This window comes from Geodermatophilus sp. SYSU D00684 (genome assembly GCF_054050455.1).
This window is the reverse complement of sequence record NZ_JBJGZI010000025.1, coordinates 38,068-53,963: the sequence shown is the minus strand read 5'-3', so window position 1 is coordinate 53,963 and position 15,896 is coordinate 38,068. Positions and strand designations below refer to the sequence as shown.

15 protein-coding genes are annotated in these 15,896 nt (G+C 78.7%); 8 read left to right on the top strand and 7 right to left on the bottom strand.

Annotation, left to right across the window (positions count from 1 at the left end; translation table 11 throughout):
- Positions 1–31: 31 nt before the first annotated feature.
- The 5 genes from ACI79L_RS17960 to ACI79L_RS17940 all read right to left on the bottom strand — a co-directional run bounded on the left by ACI79L_RS17960 (position 32) and on the right by ACI79L_RS17940 (position 5,902).
- Positions 32–1,537, bottom strand: coding sequence for a cobyric acid synthase (locus ACI79L_RS17960; protein WP_456938075.1), 1,506 nt, complete (start codon positions 1,535–1,537; stop codon positions 32–34).
- Positions 1,534–2,199 carry a lysophospholipid acyltransferase family protein gene (locus ACI79L_RS17955; protein WP_456938074.1) on the bottom strand — a complete coding sequence of 222 codons (666 nt, stop codon included), beginning with the start codon at positions 2,197–2,199 and terminating at the stop codon, positions 1,534–1,536. Before ACI79L_RS17955 ends, ACI79L_RS17960 begins: the two co-directional genes overlap by 4 nt.
- 117 nt (positions 2,200–2,316) lie before the next feature.
- Positions 2,317–2,955, bottom strand: coding sequence for an ANTAR domain-containing protein (locus ACI79L_RS17950; RefSeq protein ID WP_456938073.1), 639 nt, complete (start codon positions 2,953–2,955; stop codon positions 2,317–2,319).
- A gap of 273 nt (positions 2,956–3,228) precedes the next feature.
- Positions 3,229–4,674, bottom strand: coding sequence for a MocR-like transcription factor YczR (gene yczR, locus ACI79L_RS17945; protein ID WP_456938072.1), 1,446 nt, complete (start codon positions 4,672–4,674; stop codon positions 3,229–3,231).
- A gap of 265 nt (positions 4,675–4,939) precedes the next feature.
- The gene (locus ACI79L_RS17940) at positions 4,940–5,902 is read right to left on the bottom strand and encodes a cobalamin biosynthesis protein (protein ID WP_456938071.1); all 963 of its coding nucleotides are present in this window, start codon (positions 5,900–5,902) and stop codon (positions 4,940–4,942) included.
- A gap of 40 nt (positions 5,903–5,942) precedes the next feature.
- On the opposite strand from ACI79L_RS17940, the gene def reads away from it, so the two are divergent.
- From def to cobM, 3 genes are all read left to right on the top strand, one after another.
- A complete protein-coding gene (def, locus tag ACI79L_RS17935) occupies positions 5,943–6,500 on the top strand; it encodes a peptide deformylase (RefSeq protein ID WP_456938070.1) in 558 nt (185 codons plus the stop codon).
- Entirely contained in the window at positions 6,497–7,744 is a 1,248-nt protein-coding gene (cbiE, locus tag ACI79L_RS17930) for a precorrin-6y C5,15-methyltransferase (decarboxylating) subunit CbiE (RefSeq protein WP_456938069.1), read from the top strand. Before def ends, cbiE begins: the two co-directional genes overlap by 4 nt.
- A gap of 61 nt (positions 7,745–7,805) precedes the next feature.
- Positions 7,806–8,549 (top strand): precorrin-4 C(11)-methyltransferase, encoded by a 744-nt coding sequence (gene cobM / locus ACI79L_RS17925; protein ID WP_456938068.1) that lies wholly within the window; start codon positions 7,806–7,808, stop codon positions 8,547–8,549.
- Here cobM and ACI79L_RS17920 read toward each other — a convergent pair.
- Positions 8,546–9,628, bottom strand: a complete 1,083-nt coding sequence (locus tag ACI79L_RS17920) for a cobalt-precorrin-5B (C(1))-methyltransferase (RefSeq protein ID WP_456938067.1) — start codon at positions 9,626–9,628, stop codon at positions 8,546–8,548. The two genes, cobM and ACI79L_RS17920, sit on opposite strands and share 4 nt — an antisense overlap.
- Positions 9,629–9,654: 26 nt before the next feature.
- Here ACI79L_RS17920 and ACI79L_RS17915 point away from each other — a divergent pair, with 26 nt between their 5' ends.
- A complete protein-coding gene (locus tag ACI79L_RS17915; RefSeq protein ID WP_456938066.1) occupies positions 9,655–10,431 on the top strand; it encodes a cobalt-precorrin-6A reductase in 777 nt (258 codons plus the stop codon).
- Positions 10,428–10,910 carry an FBP domain-containing protein gene (locus ACI79L_RS17910; RefSeq protein ID WP_456938104.1) on the top strand — a complete coding sequence of 161 codons (483 nt, stop codon included), beginning with the start codon at positions 10,428–10,430 and terminating at the stop codon, positions 10,908–10,910. Before ACI79L_RS17915 ends, ACI79L_RS17910 begins: the two co-directional genes overlap by 4 nt.
- Before the next feature lie 9 nt (positions 10,911–10,919).
- Here ACI79L_RS17910 and ACI79L_RS17905 read toward each other — a convergent pair whose 3' ends face one another.
- Positions 10,920–11,786 (bottom strand): hypothetical protein, encoded by an 867-nt coding sequence (locus ACI79L_RS17905; RefSeq protein ID WP_456938065.1) that lies wholly within the window; start codon positions 11,784–11,786, stop codon positions 10,920–10,922.
- 94 nt (positions 11,787–11,880) lie between these two features.
- Between ACI79L_RS17905 and ACI79L_RS17900 the strand changes: the two genes are divergently transcribed.
- The 3 genes from ACI79L_RS17900 to ACI79L_RS17890 are packed head-to-tail and all read left to right on the top strand — an operon-like array spanning position 11,881 to position 15,859.
- A complete protein-coding gene (locus ACI79L_RS17900; protein ID WP_456938064.1) occupies positions 11,881–12,540 on the top strand; it encodes an HAD hydrolase-like protein in 660 nt (219 codons plus the stop codon).
- Positions 12,541–12,569: 29 nt separating this feature from the next.
- The gene (locus ACI79L_RS17895) at positions 12,570–14,264 is read left to right on the top strand and encodes an ABC transporter (protein ID WP_456938063.1); all 1,695 of its coding nucleotides are present in this window, start codon (positions 12,570–12,572) and stop codon (positions 14,262–14,264) included.
- Complete coding sequence (locus ACI79L_RS17890; protein ID WP_456938062.1) at positions 14,261–15,859, top strand: GTPase; 1,599 nt, start codon at positions 14,261–14,263, stop codon at positions 15,857–15,859. Before ACI79L_RS17895 ends, ACI79L_RS17890 begins: the two co-directional genes overlap by 4 nt.
- The last annotated feature ends 37 nt before the right edge of the window (positions 15,860–15,896 follow it).

Genomic DNA, 15,896 nt, shown 5'->3' with positions numbered 1-15,896 from the left:
CAGCAGGATCCTCCGCCCCTGTCAGCCGTACTCAGCGCGGGCTGAGCGCGTCGCCGGGCGGCAGCAGCGGCAGGTCTGCCGGCGGGCCCTCCTCGAGCAGCCGCCACAGCGCGTCGGTGTCGGCGTGCTCGGCCACCACGTCGCCGAGCGCGTCCAGGCGCTGCTCGCGGACCGTGGCGAAGGACGTCCCCGGCGCCGGCGTGAACCGGCGGCCGGCGGCCCGGGCGACCTCGGCGAGGAAGGCGCGGCGGAACCCGTTGTTCTCCAGGGCCCCGTGCCAGGTGGTGCCCCACACCGACCCGGCCCGGCCGCCGTCGAGGAAGGGCTCGGCCCCGTCCCCGTAGGTGACCACGCCGTGGTGGATCTCGTAGCCGTGCACGGGGTGGCCCAGGGCCTCCCCGGACGGGCGGCCCAGCGTCTTCTCCCGCGCGAACCGGACGTCGGCCGGCAGCAGCCCCAGCCCGGGCACGGTGCCCGCCCGCGACTCGACGTCGTCGGTGATGGTGCGGGCGAGCATCTGGTGCCCGCCGCAGATGCCGAGCACCGGCCGGCCCCCGGCGGCGCGGCGGACCACCGCGTCGGCCAGCCCGGTCGCGCGCAGCCAGGCGAGGTCGGACACCGTCGCGCGGCTGCCGGGCAGCACCAGCAGGTCGGCGTCGGCGGCCTCCTCGGGGCGGGTGACGAACCGGACGAGGACGCCGGGCTCGGCGGCCAGCGCGTCGACGTCGGTGGAGTTGGACAGCCGGGGCAGCCGGGCGACGGCCACCCGCAGCACCTCCTCGCCGTGCGGCGGCCCGGCGGCGAGGACGCCGGTGGGGATGCCGAGGGAGTCCTCGACGTCGAGCGCGGCGCCGGGCAGCCAGGGCAGGACGCCGAACGTCGGCCGGCCGGTGAGCGCGGTGAGCTGCTCGAGGCCGGGCCGCAGCAGCCGGACGTCGCCGCGGAACTTGTTGACCAGGAACCCGGCGACCAGCCGTTGGTCGGCCGGCGGCATGAGCGCGACGGTGCCGTAGAGGGCGGGGAAGACCCCGCCGCGGTCGATGTCGCCGACGACGACCACCGGCAGCCCCGCGGCGGTGGCCAGGCCCATGTTGGCGATGTCGTCGGCGCGCAGGTTGATCTCGGTGGGGGAGCCGGCCCCCTCGCACACCACGACGTCGAAGCGCGACCGCAGGTCGGCCAGGCAGGCCAGCGCCTGCTCCAGCAGCGCCGCCTTCATCGGCCGGTAGGACAGCGCGGTGACGTCGGCGACCGGCCGGCCGAGCACCACGACCTGGCTGGCGTCCTCGCCGCCGGGCTTGAGCAGCACCGGGTTCATCGCCGCCTCGGGCTCGACCCGCGCCGCCGCGGCCTGCATGACCTGCGCCCGCCCGATCTCGGCGCCGTCGGCGGTGACCACCGAGTTGTTGCTCATGTTCTGCGCCTTGAACGGCGCCACCCGCACGCCCTGGCGGGCCAGCCAGCGGCAGATGCCGGCGGTGACGACGGACTTGCCGGCGTCCGACGTCGTGCCGGCGACCAGCAGCGCCCCGCTCACGCGGCCGGGCGCGGGCTGCCCCAGCCCGCCTTCTCCTGCCCGGACATCCCCGCGATCGTCTCCATGATCCGGTCGGTGACCTCGCGGCGGGCCCGGCCGTTGCCCGCCTGCCCGGCGTGCTCGGGGAAGGTCATCGGCTCGCCGAACTCGATCGAGAACCGGTGCGGCCGCGGCCAGCGGGCGCCGACCGGCTGGACCCGGTCGGTGCCGGTGACGGCCACCGGCACCACCGGGCAGCCGGCGGTGAGCGCCAGCCACGCGACGCCGGTCTTGCCGCGCGCGAGCCGGCCGTCGCGGGAGCGGGTGCCCTCGGGGTAGATGCCGAAGCCCTCGCCGGCGCGCAGCACGCCGAGGGCGGTGTCCAGCGCCTCCTGCGCCGCGCGGGAGGCCTTGCGCTCCACGGGCATCGCGCCCAGCGCGGTGAACAGGGTGCGGGTGAACCAGCCGCCCGGGCCGCGGCCGGTGAAGTACTCGTCCTTGGCCAGGTACCGGACCCGGCGCGGTGCCGACAGGGGGATGACCATGCTGTCGATGAACGACAGGTGGTTGCTGGCGATGATGAACGCGCCGGTGGGCGGCACGTGCTGCCGCCCGGTGACCCGCGGCCGGAACACGACCCGGAACAGCGGCCGCAGCAGGAACCGCGCGAGCAGGTAGAACACGCCGTCCGCCCCCTCCCAGGGACCGGGGCCGGCGTCTGCCCGCCGGCCCGGACCCCGGGCATCCTCCCCCGACGCCCGCGCGGTCCGGGAGGCAGGGCCGCGCGGGCGGGGCGGGGGTCAGCGCTCGGCGTGTCCCTGGGGCGGGCAGGCGTCGCGCAGGATCGCGCGCACCTCGGGCGCCAGGGGCCGCGCTCCCGAGGCGGAGGCGACGAGGTCGAGGGCCACGTCGCGGACCTTGCGGTGGACGTGGCTGGAGATGTGCGCCAGCAGGTCGAAGGCCACCTGGTCGCCGCACCCGGTGAGCAGCATGAGCACGCCCTTGGCCTGCTCGATCGGTGCCCGGCTGGCCATCGCCGTGCGCAGCTGGGCCACCTCGGTCTCCAGCGCCGTGACCCGCTCCTCGGCCGACGGCACCGCCGGCCGCGGGGCCTCGACCATCAGGCCCTCGACCGCGACCACCCGGCCGTCGTCGTCCGTCCGCGGCTCGCCGAGGAAGACGACGGGCCGGTGGCCGTCGCCGGAGCGCAGCCGGACCTCCAGGCAGAAGGCCTGCGCCCCGGTGACCGCCGCGGAGAGCGCGTCGATGGTCCGCGCCCGGTCGTCGGGGTGCTGGGCGGCCACGAGCACCTCGGTGGAGGGGCCGGGGCCGTCGTCGGGAAGGCCGTGCAGGGCGGCCATCTCGGCCGACCACCACCAGTCCCCGGTGGCGCGGTCGTAGCGCCAGCGGCCGGCGAGGGCGGCGCGCCGCGCGGGCAACGGCGGAGGAGCGGCGGGGGGACGGGGGAGGGACGGGGCCGTCGTCCGGGCGGCCGGTGGGTGGTGTCGGGAGGCGACACGCGACTGCGTCGACGTCATGGCGGGCTCCGAGGGGACGCACCGGGCGACAGACCCGGCGAGAGCGCCGCGCAGCCGGCTGTTCGACCATCTGCGGATCGCCGGGGGAGATCCCGGCCGCTCGGGGACCTCCATGACGGTAGTCCCCCGGGGCCGGGGGCGCACGACCATCGGACGGCATCGGTCCGGTACGTGTCACACGACCGTGAGGGGCCGCGCCGGGTGCCGCACCACCGGATCGCGGCGCAGCGCGGCGTCGACGGCGGCGAGGGTGCCGACGGCGCTGCGCAGGTCCGCCGCGGGGAGCGTGAACGGCACCCGCAGGTGGTCGTCGAAGGCGGTGCCCGTGCCGAACGCGCGGCCCTCGGCCAGCACCAGCCCGAGCGGGGCGGCGGCGGCCGCCAGCGCGGCGGAGCTGGTGCCCGGCGGGAGCGCGCACCAGACCGACAGGCCGCCGCGCGGGAGAGTCGGGGTCCACGCCGGCAGGCGGGCCGCCAGCTCGGCCAGCAGCACCTCCCGGCGCTCGCGCAGCAGGGCCCGCCGCTGGTCGAGGACCGCGTCGAGCTCCCGCACCAGGGTGGCCGCGGCGAGCTGGTCGACCAGGCCCACCGAGAGCTGGCGGCGGCCGAGCGCCGCGCCGAGCGAGCCGGCCAGGGCGGCGTCGGTCCGCAACCAGCCGACCCGCAGCCCGCCCCACACCGCCTTGGACAGCCCGCCGACGGTGATCGTCGCGGCGTCGGGCAGGCCCGCGGCGTACGGGGGCAGCGGCCCGTCGTCGAGGTGGAGCTCCGCGGTGACCTCGTCGACGACGGTCAGCACGCCCTGCTGCCACAGCGTCGCGGCCAGGCGGCGGCGCCCGGCGGCCGACAGCCGGGCACCGCTGGGGTTGGAGAAGTCGGGCATGAGGAAGGCCATCCGCGGGCTGCTCTGCCGGACGGCGATGTGCGCGGCGCCGACGACCGCGTCGGGGTCGGCGGCGTCCACGGCCACCGGGACGCACCGGCCGCCGGCGGCGGTGACCAGGCCCAGCGCCCCCGGGTAGGTGGGGTGTTCCACCAGCACGCGGTCGCCGGGCTGCAGCAGCGTCTCGAACACCAGCGCGGTCGCGTCCCCGGTGCCCGCGGTGACCACCACCTGCTCGGGGTCGGTGGGCAGGCCGCGGGCGGTGTACCGGTCGGCGATCGCGGCGCGCAGCTCGAGCAGCCCGCCCGGCGCGTACCCGTGCCCGGCGGCGACGGCGGGCAGCCGCTCCAGCGCCTCCCGGTAGGCGGGCAGCAGCTGCGGCGCCGCCTCGGGCGCGGCGTGCGCGAGGTCGAGCACGGCCGGGTCGGTGGTGGGGGCGGTCCACACCGGGTCGGCCGCGGGCGCCTCGACGACGGTGCCCGCACCGTGCCGCGTGCTCGCGTGCCCCTCCTCGCGCAGCAGCCGGTAGGCCGAGGCGACGGTCACCCGGCTGACCGCGAGCGCCGCCGCGAGGTCGCGCTCGGCCGGCAGCCGGGTGCCCGGCGCGAGCTGCCCGAGGGCCGCCAGCTCGCGGATGCGCCGGGCCAGCGCGGCGTACCGCGGGCCCGGCAGGTCACCGAGTGACCCGACCAGCCCCGCCAGCTCGGGAGCGGTGGACTGGTCCGTGGTCGGTGGCATGCAGGCCACCATGCCGGATTGGACCGCTTCCGTCCAGGCCGGATGGTGCCACTGTCCTGTCCATGACTCCTGGTGCCGTCCTCGTCCTGCTGTTCCTGCTGGCCCTGGCCGCCCTGGCGGTGACCACGCTGGTGGTCGCCGTCCGCGGCGGCCGCGGCCCGGCCGACCCGCCGGCCAGCCACCTCCGCGTCGACCCGTCCGGCTTCCCCGTCCCGTCGGCGCCGCGCGGCGCCCTGCACGGGCGCGGGCCGCGGACCCGGTCTCCTCAGCGGCCGCGGGCGGCCCTGCTCGCGACGGCGAGGGCCGCGGCGGCCAGCCACACCGCGCGCGACAGGCGCACCGCCCGCGCGACGTCGCTGCTGGCCGGCGCCGCCCCGTCGCCGAGCACCGGCCGGTCCTCCACCCGGCTGCCGTAGACGTTGCGCCCGCCCAGCCGCAGTCCCAGGGCGCCCGCCGCCGCGGCCTCGCAGCGGCCGGCGTTGGGGCTGGGGTGGGCGGCGCCGTCGCGGCGCCACACCCGCAGCGCCCCGCGGGCCGACCCGCCGGCGAACGGGGCGCAGGCGACGGTCAGCGCCGCGGTGAGCCGGGCGGGCACCCAGTTGGCGGCGTCGTCGGTGCGGGCGGCGGCCCAGCCGAACCGGGCGTGGCGCGGGGACCGGTGGCCGACCATCGCGTCGAGGGTGTTGACCGCGCGGTACCCCAGCAGCCCGGGCAGGCCGGCCAGCGCGCCCCACACCAGCGGCGCGACGGCGGCGTCGGAGGTGTTCTCCGCGACCGACTCGACGGTGGCCCGGGCCAGCTCCCCCTCGTCGAGGGCCGAGGGGTCCCGCCCGGCGAGTGTGGGCAGCAGCGCCCGGGCGGCGGGCAGGTCGCCGGCCTCCAGCGCGCCGGCCATCGCCGTCGCCGCCCGGCCCAGCGACGTGCCGCCCAGCACCGCCCACGTGCCGGCGGCGACGGCGGCGGTGCGCACCGCCGGCCGGCCCCGGGTGGCGCGGTCCACCGCAGCCCCCAGCCCTGCCGCGCCCGCCGCGAGCACCGCCGCGTACCCCGCACCCGCCGCGCGGGAGTCCCGCCAGACCCGCCGCTCCAGCGCCGCGGCGGCCGTGCCGAACCCGGCCACCGGGTGACGCCGCGCGGGGTCGGCGAGCAGCAGGTCGGCGGCCGCGCCGAGCGCCAGGCCGACGGCGGTGGGGACGTCTCTGCGGCGGGGGCCTCGGCGGTGGAGCACGGCGTCCATCCTCCCGACCGGGCTTCCTAGGATCGCGGCCATGCGCCTGCCCGGCCGTTACGACGGCGTCGCCCGGCCGATCGTCACCTACGGCAGCAACGAGGTGCTGCACCGCCCGACCGCCCCGGTCACCGAGTTCGACGAGCGGCTGCGCCGGCTGGTCCTCGACATGTTCGCCTCGATGCGCGAGGCCGACGGGGTGGGGCTGGCGGCCAACCAGATCGGCGTCGACGCGCGGGTGTTCGTCATCGACTGCCCGGACGCCGACGGCGAGGACGTCGTCGGCTACGCCGTGAACCCGCGGCTCACGCTGCTCGAGCCGACGGGCGACGAGCCGGCCGAGGAGGTCACCGAGGAGGGCTGCCTGTCGGTGCCCGGCCCCTACGCCGAGCTCGCCCGCGCCTTCCGCGCCCGGGTGGACGGCGTCGACGTGACGGGGAAGCCGGTCTCCATCGAGGCCACCGGCATGGCCGCGCGCTGCCTGCAGCACGAGGTCGACCACCTCGACGGCGTCGTCTACGTGGACCGGCTGCCCGAGGAGCTGCGCGAGCGGCTGCTCGCCGAGGCCGCCGGGCCCGAGGGCGAGCTGCCGGCGTGAGCGGGGTCCGGCAGGCGGAGGCGGTGGAGGAGACCGCGACGACCCCGATCGTCGTCGTCGGGATCGGCGCGGACGGCTGGAACGGGCTGGCGCCCACGTCGCGGGCGGAGGTCGAGCGGGCCGAGGTGCTGCTCGGCAGCTCCCGCCAGCTCGACCTGGTCCCGGCGGAGGTCCCCGCCGAGCGGGTGCCGTGGCCCTCGCCGCTCACCGAGGCGCTGCCCGGGCTGGTGGAGCAGCACGCCGACCGCGCGCTGGTGGTGCTGGCCAGCGGCGACCCGATGCTGTCGGGCATCGGCACCACGCTGACCCGGCTGCTGGGCGCCGACCGGGTGCGGGTGCTGCCGGCGCCGTCGTCGGTGTCGCTGGCCTGCGCGCGGCTGGGCTGGGCGGTGGAGGACACCGAGGTGGTCACCCTGGTCGGCCGGCCGATCGAGCTGCTGCACCCGCACGTGCAGCCCGGCCGGCGGCTGCTGGTGCTCGGCTCCGACGGCGAGACGCCGGCGCAGGTCGCCGCGCTGCTGGCCGGCCGCGGCTACGGGCAGAGCCTGATCACCGTGCTCGGCGGGCTCGGCGGCCCGGACGAGGAGGTGCGCACCGGCACCGCGGCCACCTGGTCCCAGCCGGCGCCCGCGCTGGTGGTCACCGCCGTCGAGTGCCGGGCCGACCGCGGCACCATGCCGCTGCCCACCACCCCCGGCCTGCCCGACGGCGCCTACGAGTCCGACGGGCAGCTGACCAAGTCGGAGGTCCGCGCGGTCACCCTCGCCCGGCTGGCCGCCGTCCCCGGGCAGCTGCTGTGGGACGTCGGGGCCGGCGCCGGCTCGATCGGCATCGAGTGGATGCGCGCGCACCCGACCTGCCGCGCCGTCGCCGTCGAGGCCTCCGCCGAGCGGGCCGAGCGGATCGCCCGCAACGCCGGCCGGCTCGGCGTCCCGTACCTGCGGGTGGTGCACGGGCACGCGCCGGACGTCCTGTCCCGGCTGGGCGCCCCGGACGCGGTGTTCATCGGCGGCGGGCTCACCACGCCGCTGCTGGTGGAGACCTGCTGGGACGCGCTGCCGGTGGGCGGCCGCCTGGTGGCCAACGCGGTCACGGTGGAGAGCGAGGCGGTGCTCGCCCGGTGGCACGCCCGGGTCGGCGGGGAGCTGGTGCGGGTCGAGGTGCAGCGCGCCGAGCCGGTCGGGTCGTTCACCGGCTGGAAGCCCGCGATGCCCGTGACGATCTGGTCGGTGACCCGGTGGTGAGCGGGCATCTCCGCGGAAGTGCACCGTGCACTTCCGCGGAAGTGCACCGGAGGGCGCTCCCGTGACCGTGTACTTCATCGGGGCCGGGCCGGGGGCCGCGGACCTGGTCACGCTGCGGGCGGCGCGGCTCATCGCCGGCGCCCCGGTCTGCCTCTACGCCGGCGCGCTGGTGCCCCGCGAGCTGCTCGACACCGCCCCGCCCGGCGCCCGGCTGGTCGACACCGCCGACCTCGACCTGGACGAGATCACCGCCGAGCTCGTCGCCGCCCACGAGGCCGGCCACGACGTCGCCCGGCTGCACTCGGGTGACCCGTCGGTCTACAGCGCCATGGCCGAGCAGATGCGCCGGCTCGACGCCGCCGGGGTCCCCTACGACGTCGTCCCGGGGGTGCCCGCCTTCGCCGCCGCGGCCGCCGCCCTCAAGCGGGAGCTCACCGTGCCCGGCGTCGGCCAGACCGTCGTCCTGACCCGCACCTCCGCCCGCTCGACGCCGATGCCGCCGGGGGAGGAGCTGGCCGCCTACGCCGCCACCGGCGCCACGCTCGTGCTGCACCTGGCCGTGCAGCGGATGGCCGAGCTCGCGCCGCAGCTGGCCGAGCACTACGGCGACGACGGCCCGGTCGCCGTCGTCGCCCGCGCCAGCCGCGACGACGAGCTGGTGCTGCGCGGCACGCTCGCCGACATCGCCGGGCAGGTCGAGGCCGCGGGCGTCAGACGCACCGCGATCGTCGTCGTGGGCCCGGTGCTCACCGCCGCGCAGTTCCCCGACAGCCACCTCTACTCGACGACGAGATGCCGCGGCTAGGCGCGTCCCACCACCGCGCCGGCGCGGTCGATCACCACGACGTCGACCGCGACCGGGGCTCCCCGCAGCACGCCGAGCGCCGTCTCCCGCGCGCCCGCGGCCACCAGGTCGCCCAGCGGCAGTCCGGCCGCCTGGCACTGCCGCAGCGCGTCGAGCGCCGTGTTCGCCCCGCGCACGCCCTCGACCAGGTCGGGGGACCCGCCCGCGGAGGCCACCCGCGCGGCGAGCGAGTCGAAGGACACCTGCGAGCGGCCCGAGTGCAGGTCGAGGTGGCCGTCGGCGAGCTTGGCCAGCTTGCCGATCCCGCCGGCGACGGTCAGCCGCGGCACCGGGTGGCGGCGCAGGTACTTGAGCACCGCGCCGGCGAAGTCGCCCATGTCCAGCAGCGCGTCCTCGGGCAGACCGTGGAGCTCCTGCACCGTCCGCTCGCTGGTCGACCCGGTGCACCCGGCCACGTGCTCGTGCCCGGCGGCGCGGGCGACGTCGATGCCGCGGCGGATCGAGTCGATCCACGACGAGCACGAGTACGGGACGACGACGCCGGTCGTGCCGAGCACCGACAGCCCGCCGAGGATGCCCAGCCGCGGGTTCCACGTCCTCCGCGCCAGCTCGGCGCCGTTCTCGATGGACACCTCGACGACGACGTCGCCGCTGCCGCCGTGCCGCGCCGCCACCGCCGCGACGTGCTCCCGCACGAACCGCCGCGGCATCGGGTTGATCGCCGGCTCGCCGACGGCCAGCGGCAGGCCCGGCTTGGTCACGGTGCCCACGCCCTCGCCGGCGCGGAAGACGACGCCGGTGCCCGGCTCGCCGTGCGTCACCCGCGCGCTGACCAGGGCGCCGTGCGTGACGTCGGGGTCGTCGCCGGCGTCCTTGACGATCCCGGCGGTGGCCGCACCGGACTCGAGCGACTCGCGGGCCAGCGCGAACGCCGGGTGCCGGTCGTTCGGCAGGTCGATGGTCACCGGGTCGGGGAACTCGCCGGTGAGCAGCGCGGTGTAGGCCGCGGTGGTGGCCGCCGTCGCGCACGCGCCGGTGGTCCAGCCGTGCCGCAGCCCGGAGGCGCCGTCCCTGCTCACCGGCCCATGATCCCCGGCGGTGCGGCATGAGCGGGCAGGTGCTCGTGCTCGGCGGCACCGGGGAGGCGCGGCGGCTGGCCGCGGCGCTCGTCGACCGCGGGGTCGACGTCCTGTCCAGCCTCGCCGGGCGGGTGGCCGACCCGGTCCTGCCCGAGGGCGGCGTGCGGGTCGGCGGCTTCGGCGGCGCCGACGGGCTGGCCGACTGGCTGGCCACCCACCGGCCGCGGGCCGTCGTCGACGCGACCCACCCGTTCGCCGCCCGGATCACCGCCAACGCGGCGGCCGCGGCGCGGCGGCGGGGCGTGCCGCTGCTGCGGCTGCAGCGGCCGGGCTGGACGCCGGGGCCGGGGGACCGCTGGACGTACGTGGACTCCCTGGCCGACGCGGCCGCGGCGGTCCGGGACGCCGGCACCGTCTTCCTCACCACCGGCCGGCAGGGGGTCGGCGCGTTCGCCGCGCTGCCCGGGCGGGTGCTGGTGCGCTCGGTCGACCCGCCGGACGAGCCGCTGCCCGCCGGGGCGGTGCTGCTGCTGGCCCGCGGCCCGTTCACGGTCGAGGAGGAGGTCGCGCTGATGCGCGAGCACGGCGTCGACGTCGTCGTGACCAAGGACTCCGGTGGGCACATGACCGAGGCCAAGCTGGTCGCCGCCCGGCGGCTCGGGCTGCCGGTCGTGCTGGTCCGCCGCCCGCCGCTGCCCCCGGGGGTCGACGTCGTGACCACCGTCGAGCAGGCGGTGGAGTGGCTAAATGCGTTGAGACGCGACGGTGCCGGAACGGAGGATGGCCCCTCGTGGAACCGATGACCGAGCAGCAGGTGCGGCGCTCCTTCGTCAACTGCTCGAAGGGCGAGGCCAACGCGGCCACCCTCCCGCGCGACCTCGCCGACCTGCCGTGGGGCGAGCTGGAGGTGCTCGGCTGGCGCGACCCCAAGGCGCCGCTGCGCGGCTACCTCGTCGTCCAGCGGGAGGGGGAGCCGGTCGGGATCGCGCTGCGCGCGGCGGAGTCGCGGATGTCCGCGCGCCGGACCGTCATGTGCCTGCTGTGCCAGTCCACCCACTCCGGCGACGCCGTCTCGCTGTTCACCGCGCGCCGCGCCGGCGAGGCGGGCCGCAACGGCAACACGGTCGGCACCTACGTGTGCGCCGACCTCGGCTGCGCCGCCCGGGCCCGCACCGAGATCCCGCCGTGGCTGCGCGACCGCGACCCGGACGAGGTGGCCGGGGAGCGGGTCGCCGAGCTGCGGGAGCGGGTGCACACCTTCCTGGACGCCGTCACCCGCTGACCCGGCGGGTCAGCGTCCCGCGGGGCCGGCGCCGGGGTGCTGGTCACGGTCGGCCCTCGCCGCGGCGCGGTCGCGGGCGGCCCGCTCGCGGTCGGCGCGGGCGTCGTCCCGGTCCCGGGCCGCCGCCCGGCGGTCCCGCTCCGCTGCCCAGCGGTCGGCGGCGTCGGCCGCCCGGTCGGACTCGGTCCGCGCCCGGTCGTCCTCGGTCTGGGCGCGGTAGCTCTCGGCGACCTGGACGTCGATGGTCCGCTGGTCCTCCCGCTGCTCGGACGGCAGCCCGCCGGCCGAGGCCGCCGCCCGCTCCTGCCAGCTCTCCTGCTCGGCCCGGCGCACGTCGGCGGCCGCCTCCCGGGCCCGGGAGGCGGCGGCCCGCGCCGTGGCCTGCCGGTCACGCTCGACGGCCACCTCGTCGCGCTGTCGCGCGGCCTCCTCGCGGGACAGCGCCGCGTCCTCCCACCGGCGGGCCGCCTGGTCGCGCCGACCGGCCGCGTCCTCCAACGCCCGGTCGGCGGCCCTCCGCGCCTGCTCGGCGTGCGCCGCGTCCGTGCCCCCCGGGGTGGTGGCCGCCGGCCACCGGACGGCCCGGTCCCGCTCGTGCTCGACGGCCCGCAGTGCCGCCGCGGCCTCGCGCAGGTACCCCTGCGCGTCCTCGACGCGGCCCTTGCGCAGGGCTCGTTCGGCCAGGGCGAGATGGGTGGCGGCGACGGCGTGCTCGGTCGTGGCCATCGCCTCGGCGCCCCGGGCCAGCCGCTCCTGGAGCTGCCGGACGTCCTGCTGCAGGCGCTGGGAGGCCTGCTCGGTGTGGTGACCGTGCGGAGCGCGCACCGGCCGGTCCGGCGTGCCCTCGTCGGCGGTCCGCTCCTCGGACCCGTTCATGCGCCCAGCGTTCTCCCGGGGGAGGCTGCGGACAAGGGCGCCCGGTGTTCGCGCCCCCGACGGGGGATCCCGACCGACCGGAGGCGCAGGTCCCGTGCCGAACGAGCGCCGGCTGGTCCTCTTCGACCTCGACGGCACGCTGGTCGACTCGACGCCGGGCATCGCCGCCTCGGTGCGGGTGGCCGCGGCCGGGCTCGGCCTGCCCGAGCCGACGCCGGCACAGCTGCGCGACATGGTCGGCCCGCCGCTGCAGGACGGCTTCGCCACGGTGCTCGGGGTCCCGCCGGCCGACGTCGACCGCGCGGTGGCCGCCTACCGGGCGCACTACGCGGCCGGCGCGCTGCTCGACGTCACCGTGTACGACGGGATCCCGGAGCTGCTGGCCACCCTCTGCGACGGCGGCGCCACCCTCGCCGTGGCGACCAGCAAGCCCGAGGTGTTCGCCGTGCGGGTGCTCGAGGCGACCGGCCTGCGCGCGGCGTTCGCGACCGTGCACGGCGCCACCCTCGACGGCGCGGTGCGGCACAAGGACCAGGTGGTCGCCGCCGCGCTCGCCGCGCACCCCGCGCGGCGGCCGGCCGTGCTCGTCGGCGACCGCGCGCAGGACGTGCTCGGCGCGGCGGCGCACGGGCTGGCGTGCGTGGGCGCGGGCTGGGGACCGGGCGGTCCGGGCGAGCTGGAGGGGGCCGGCGCGGCCGTCGTCGTCGCGACGCCGGGGGAGGTGCCGGCCGCGCTGGCGACGCTCGACGGGTAGCGGACCCCCGTCCTGGCTAGTCACCGGGGATGACCGTCCCGCTGACCGACGCGCTGCAGGACCTGCGCGACGCCGTCGCCGCGGCGCCGCTCGGCCTCGCCACCCCCGCGCGGGACGCGACCGTGCGGACCGCCCGGGCGGTGGTCGACCAGGTCGACGACTACCTGCTGCCGCGCCTGCGCGACCTCGACGCCCCGCTGCTCGCCGTCGTCGGCGGCTCGACCGGCGCGGGCAAGTCCACGCTGGTCAACAGCGTGCTCGGCGCGCGGGTGACCACGCCCGGCGTGCTCCGGCCGACCACCCGCGCCCCCGTGCTCGTCTGCTCACCGGCCGACGTGCCGGCGTTCTCCGGCGACCGCGTGCTCCCCGGCCTCCCGCGCACGACCGGCGCGGGCGACGTCACCGGCGGGCTGCGCCTGGTCCCGAGCGAGGCGCTGCCGGCCGGGCTCGCGCTCGTCGACGCCCCCGACGTCGACTCGGTCGTGGAGACCAACCGCGACCTCGCCGGGCAGCTGCTGTCGGCGGCGGACCTGTGGGTCTTCGTGACGACGGCGGCCCGCTACGCCGACGCCGTCCCGTGGGACCTGCTGCGCACGGCGCAGGAGCGGGGCACCGCGCTGGCGGTCGTGCTGGACCGGGTGCCGCCCGAGGCGGTGACCGAGGTGGCCGCCGACCTCGCCGGGATGCTGCAGCGCGGCGGGCTGGGGACGGCGCGGCTGTTCGTCGTGGAGGAGCGGCCGCTGCGCGACGGCTTCCTGCCCGAGGAGCAGGTGGCGCCGCTGCGCGACTGGCTGCGCGGGCTGGCCGCCGACCAGGAGCAGCGCGCCGCCGTCGTGCGGCAGACGCTGGCCGGGGCGCTGGAGAGCCTGGACGGGCGGGTGGCCGCGGTCGCCGACGGCGTGGACGAGCAGGCCGCGGCGGCGGCCGCCCTCGGGAACGCCGCCGACGCCGCCTACGACGCGGCGCGGGACGCGGTCGCCGAGGGCGTGGGCAACGGCAGCCTGCTGCGCGGCGAGGTGCTGGCCCGCTGGCAGGACTTCGTGGGCACCGGCGAGTGGATGCGCTCGCTGCAGAACCGGGTGGGCCGGCTGCGCGACCGGCTGGGCGCCGCGCTCACCGGCCGCCCGACGTCGGCGGACTCGCTGCACGGCGCGCTGGAGTCGGGGGTGGAGACGCTGCTGCGCGCCGAGGCCGGCCGCGCCGCCGACCGCACGGTGACCGCGTGGCGCGCGCTGCCCGGCGGGCCGGCGCTGGTCGCCGGGCGCGAGGAGGAGCTCGGCTCGGAGTCGCCGGACTTCGCGCCCGCGGCCGCCGACGAGGTCCGCGACTGGCAGGGCCACGTGCTCGACCTGGTGCGCGAGGAGGGCGCGGGCAAGCGCTCGCAGGCGCGGCTGCTGTCGTGGGGCGTCAACGGGGCCGGCGCGGTGGTCATGGTCGCCGTCTTCGCGTCCACGGCGGGGCTGTCGGGGGCGGAGCTCGCCGTCGCCGGCGGGACGACGGCGCTCGGGCAGCGGGTGCTCGAGGCGGTGTTCGGCGACGCCGCGGTGCGCTCGCTGGCCGCCCGGGCCCGCGCCGACCTCGACGCCCGCGCCGACCGGCTGCTGGCCGCCGAGCAGGACCGCTTCGACGAGCTGCTCGCCGTCGCCGCGGACGCCCCCGGCGCGGCGAAGGAGCTGCGCTCGGCGGTCGCCACGCTGGCCGCGGCCCGGGGGGCCGGCGCGTGAGGGGCCGCGGGCCGTCGCTGGCCGACCGGCTGGCCGCGCTGCGCGAGGCGGTCGAGGTCGCCGACGGGCGGCTCGAGGTGCCCGAGGTGGGCACGGCGCGGTCGCTGCTGGCCAAGGCCGGGGCGCGCGAGGCGCTGGGCGACGCGACCGTCGTCGCGCTGGCCGGGGCCACCGGCAGCGGCAAGTCGACGCTGTTCAACGCGCTGTCCGGGGCCGAGGTGAGCACGCCCGGCGTCCGGCGGCCGACCACCGGCGTCGCCCACGCGAGCGTGTGGGGCGACCCCGCCACCGGAGCGCACGGCGCCGACCGGCTGCTCGACTGGCTGGAGGTGCCGCGGCGGCACCGGGTCGCCGACCCCGACCCCGCGCTCGACGGCCTCGTGCTGCTCGACCTGCCCGACCACGACAGCGTGCGGCTGGAGAACCGGCTGGAGGTCGACCGGCTGGTGCAGCTGGTCGACGTCCTGGTGTGGGTGCTGGACCCGCAGAAGTACGCCGACGACGCCGTCCACACCCGCTACCTCGCGCCGCTGGCCGGGCACGCGGGCGTGCTGCTGGTGGTGCTCAACCAGGTGGACCGGCTCGACGAGGCGGCGGCCGTCGCGTGCCTGGCCGACCTGCGCCGGCTGCTCGACGAGGAGGGCCTGACCGGGGTGCCGGTGCTGCCCACCGCGGCGTCCAGCGGCCTGGGCCTGCCGCAGCTGCGGGCCGAGCTGGGCCGCCGGGTGGGCGCCCGCAAGGCCGCCACCGACCGGCTGACCGCGGACGCGCGGGGCGCCGCCTCGGCCCTGGCCGCCCACTGCGCGCCCGACGCCGGCCGCGACCGCGGGCCGGACCGGGCGGCGCGGGAGGAGCTCGCCGGCGCGCTCGCCGACGCCGCGGGGGTGCCGGCGGTCGTCGCCGCGGTCGAGCGCTCGGCGCACCGCAGCGGGGTGGCGCACACCGGCTGGCCGGTGCTGCGGTGGACCTCGAAGCTGCGCGCGGACCCGCTGGGCCGGCTCAACCTGGGCGACGAGCGGTCGCGGACCTCGCTGCCGCAGGCCGGTGCGGTGCAGCGGGCCGGGATGGACGCCGCGCTGCGCCGGGCGCGCGACGACGCCGGCCGCGGGCTGCCGCCGGCCTGGCGCGACGAGCTGCGCCGCACGTCGGAGGACACGGAGGAGCGGCTGCCCGACCGGCTCGACCGCGCCGTCGCCGGCACCGACCTCGGCCCCGACCGGACGCCGCTGTGGCAGCGCGCGGCCGGCGGCCTGCAGTGGCTGCTGGCGCTCACCGCGCTGGTCGGCGCGCTGTGGCTGCTCGCCCTGGTGGGGCTGGGGCTGCTGCAGCTCGACGACGTCCTCCCGCTGCCGCGGGTGCAGGGCATCCCGCTGCCCACGCTGCTGCTGGCCGGCGGGCTGCTCGCCGGGCTGCTGCTGGCGCTGCTGTGCCGGCCGCTGGTCGCCGCGGGCGCCAGACGCCGGGCGCGGACGGCGCGGCGCCGGCTCACCGCGCGGGTGGCCGAGGTGGCCGACGAGGAGGTGCTGGCGCCGCTGGCGGCGGCGCGCGCCGACCACGACCGGTTCTGCGCCGCGGTCGGTCGCGCACGATCCTGACGCCCCCGGACCGCGACGGTGTGCGCCGACGCGGGGT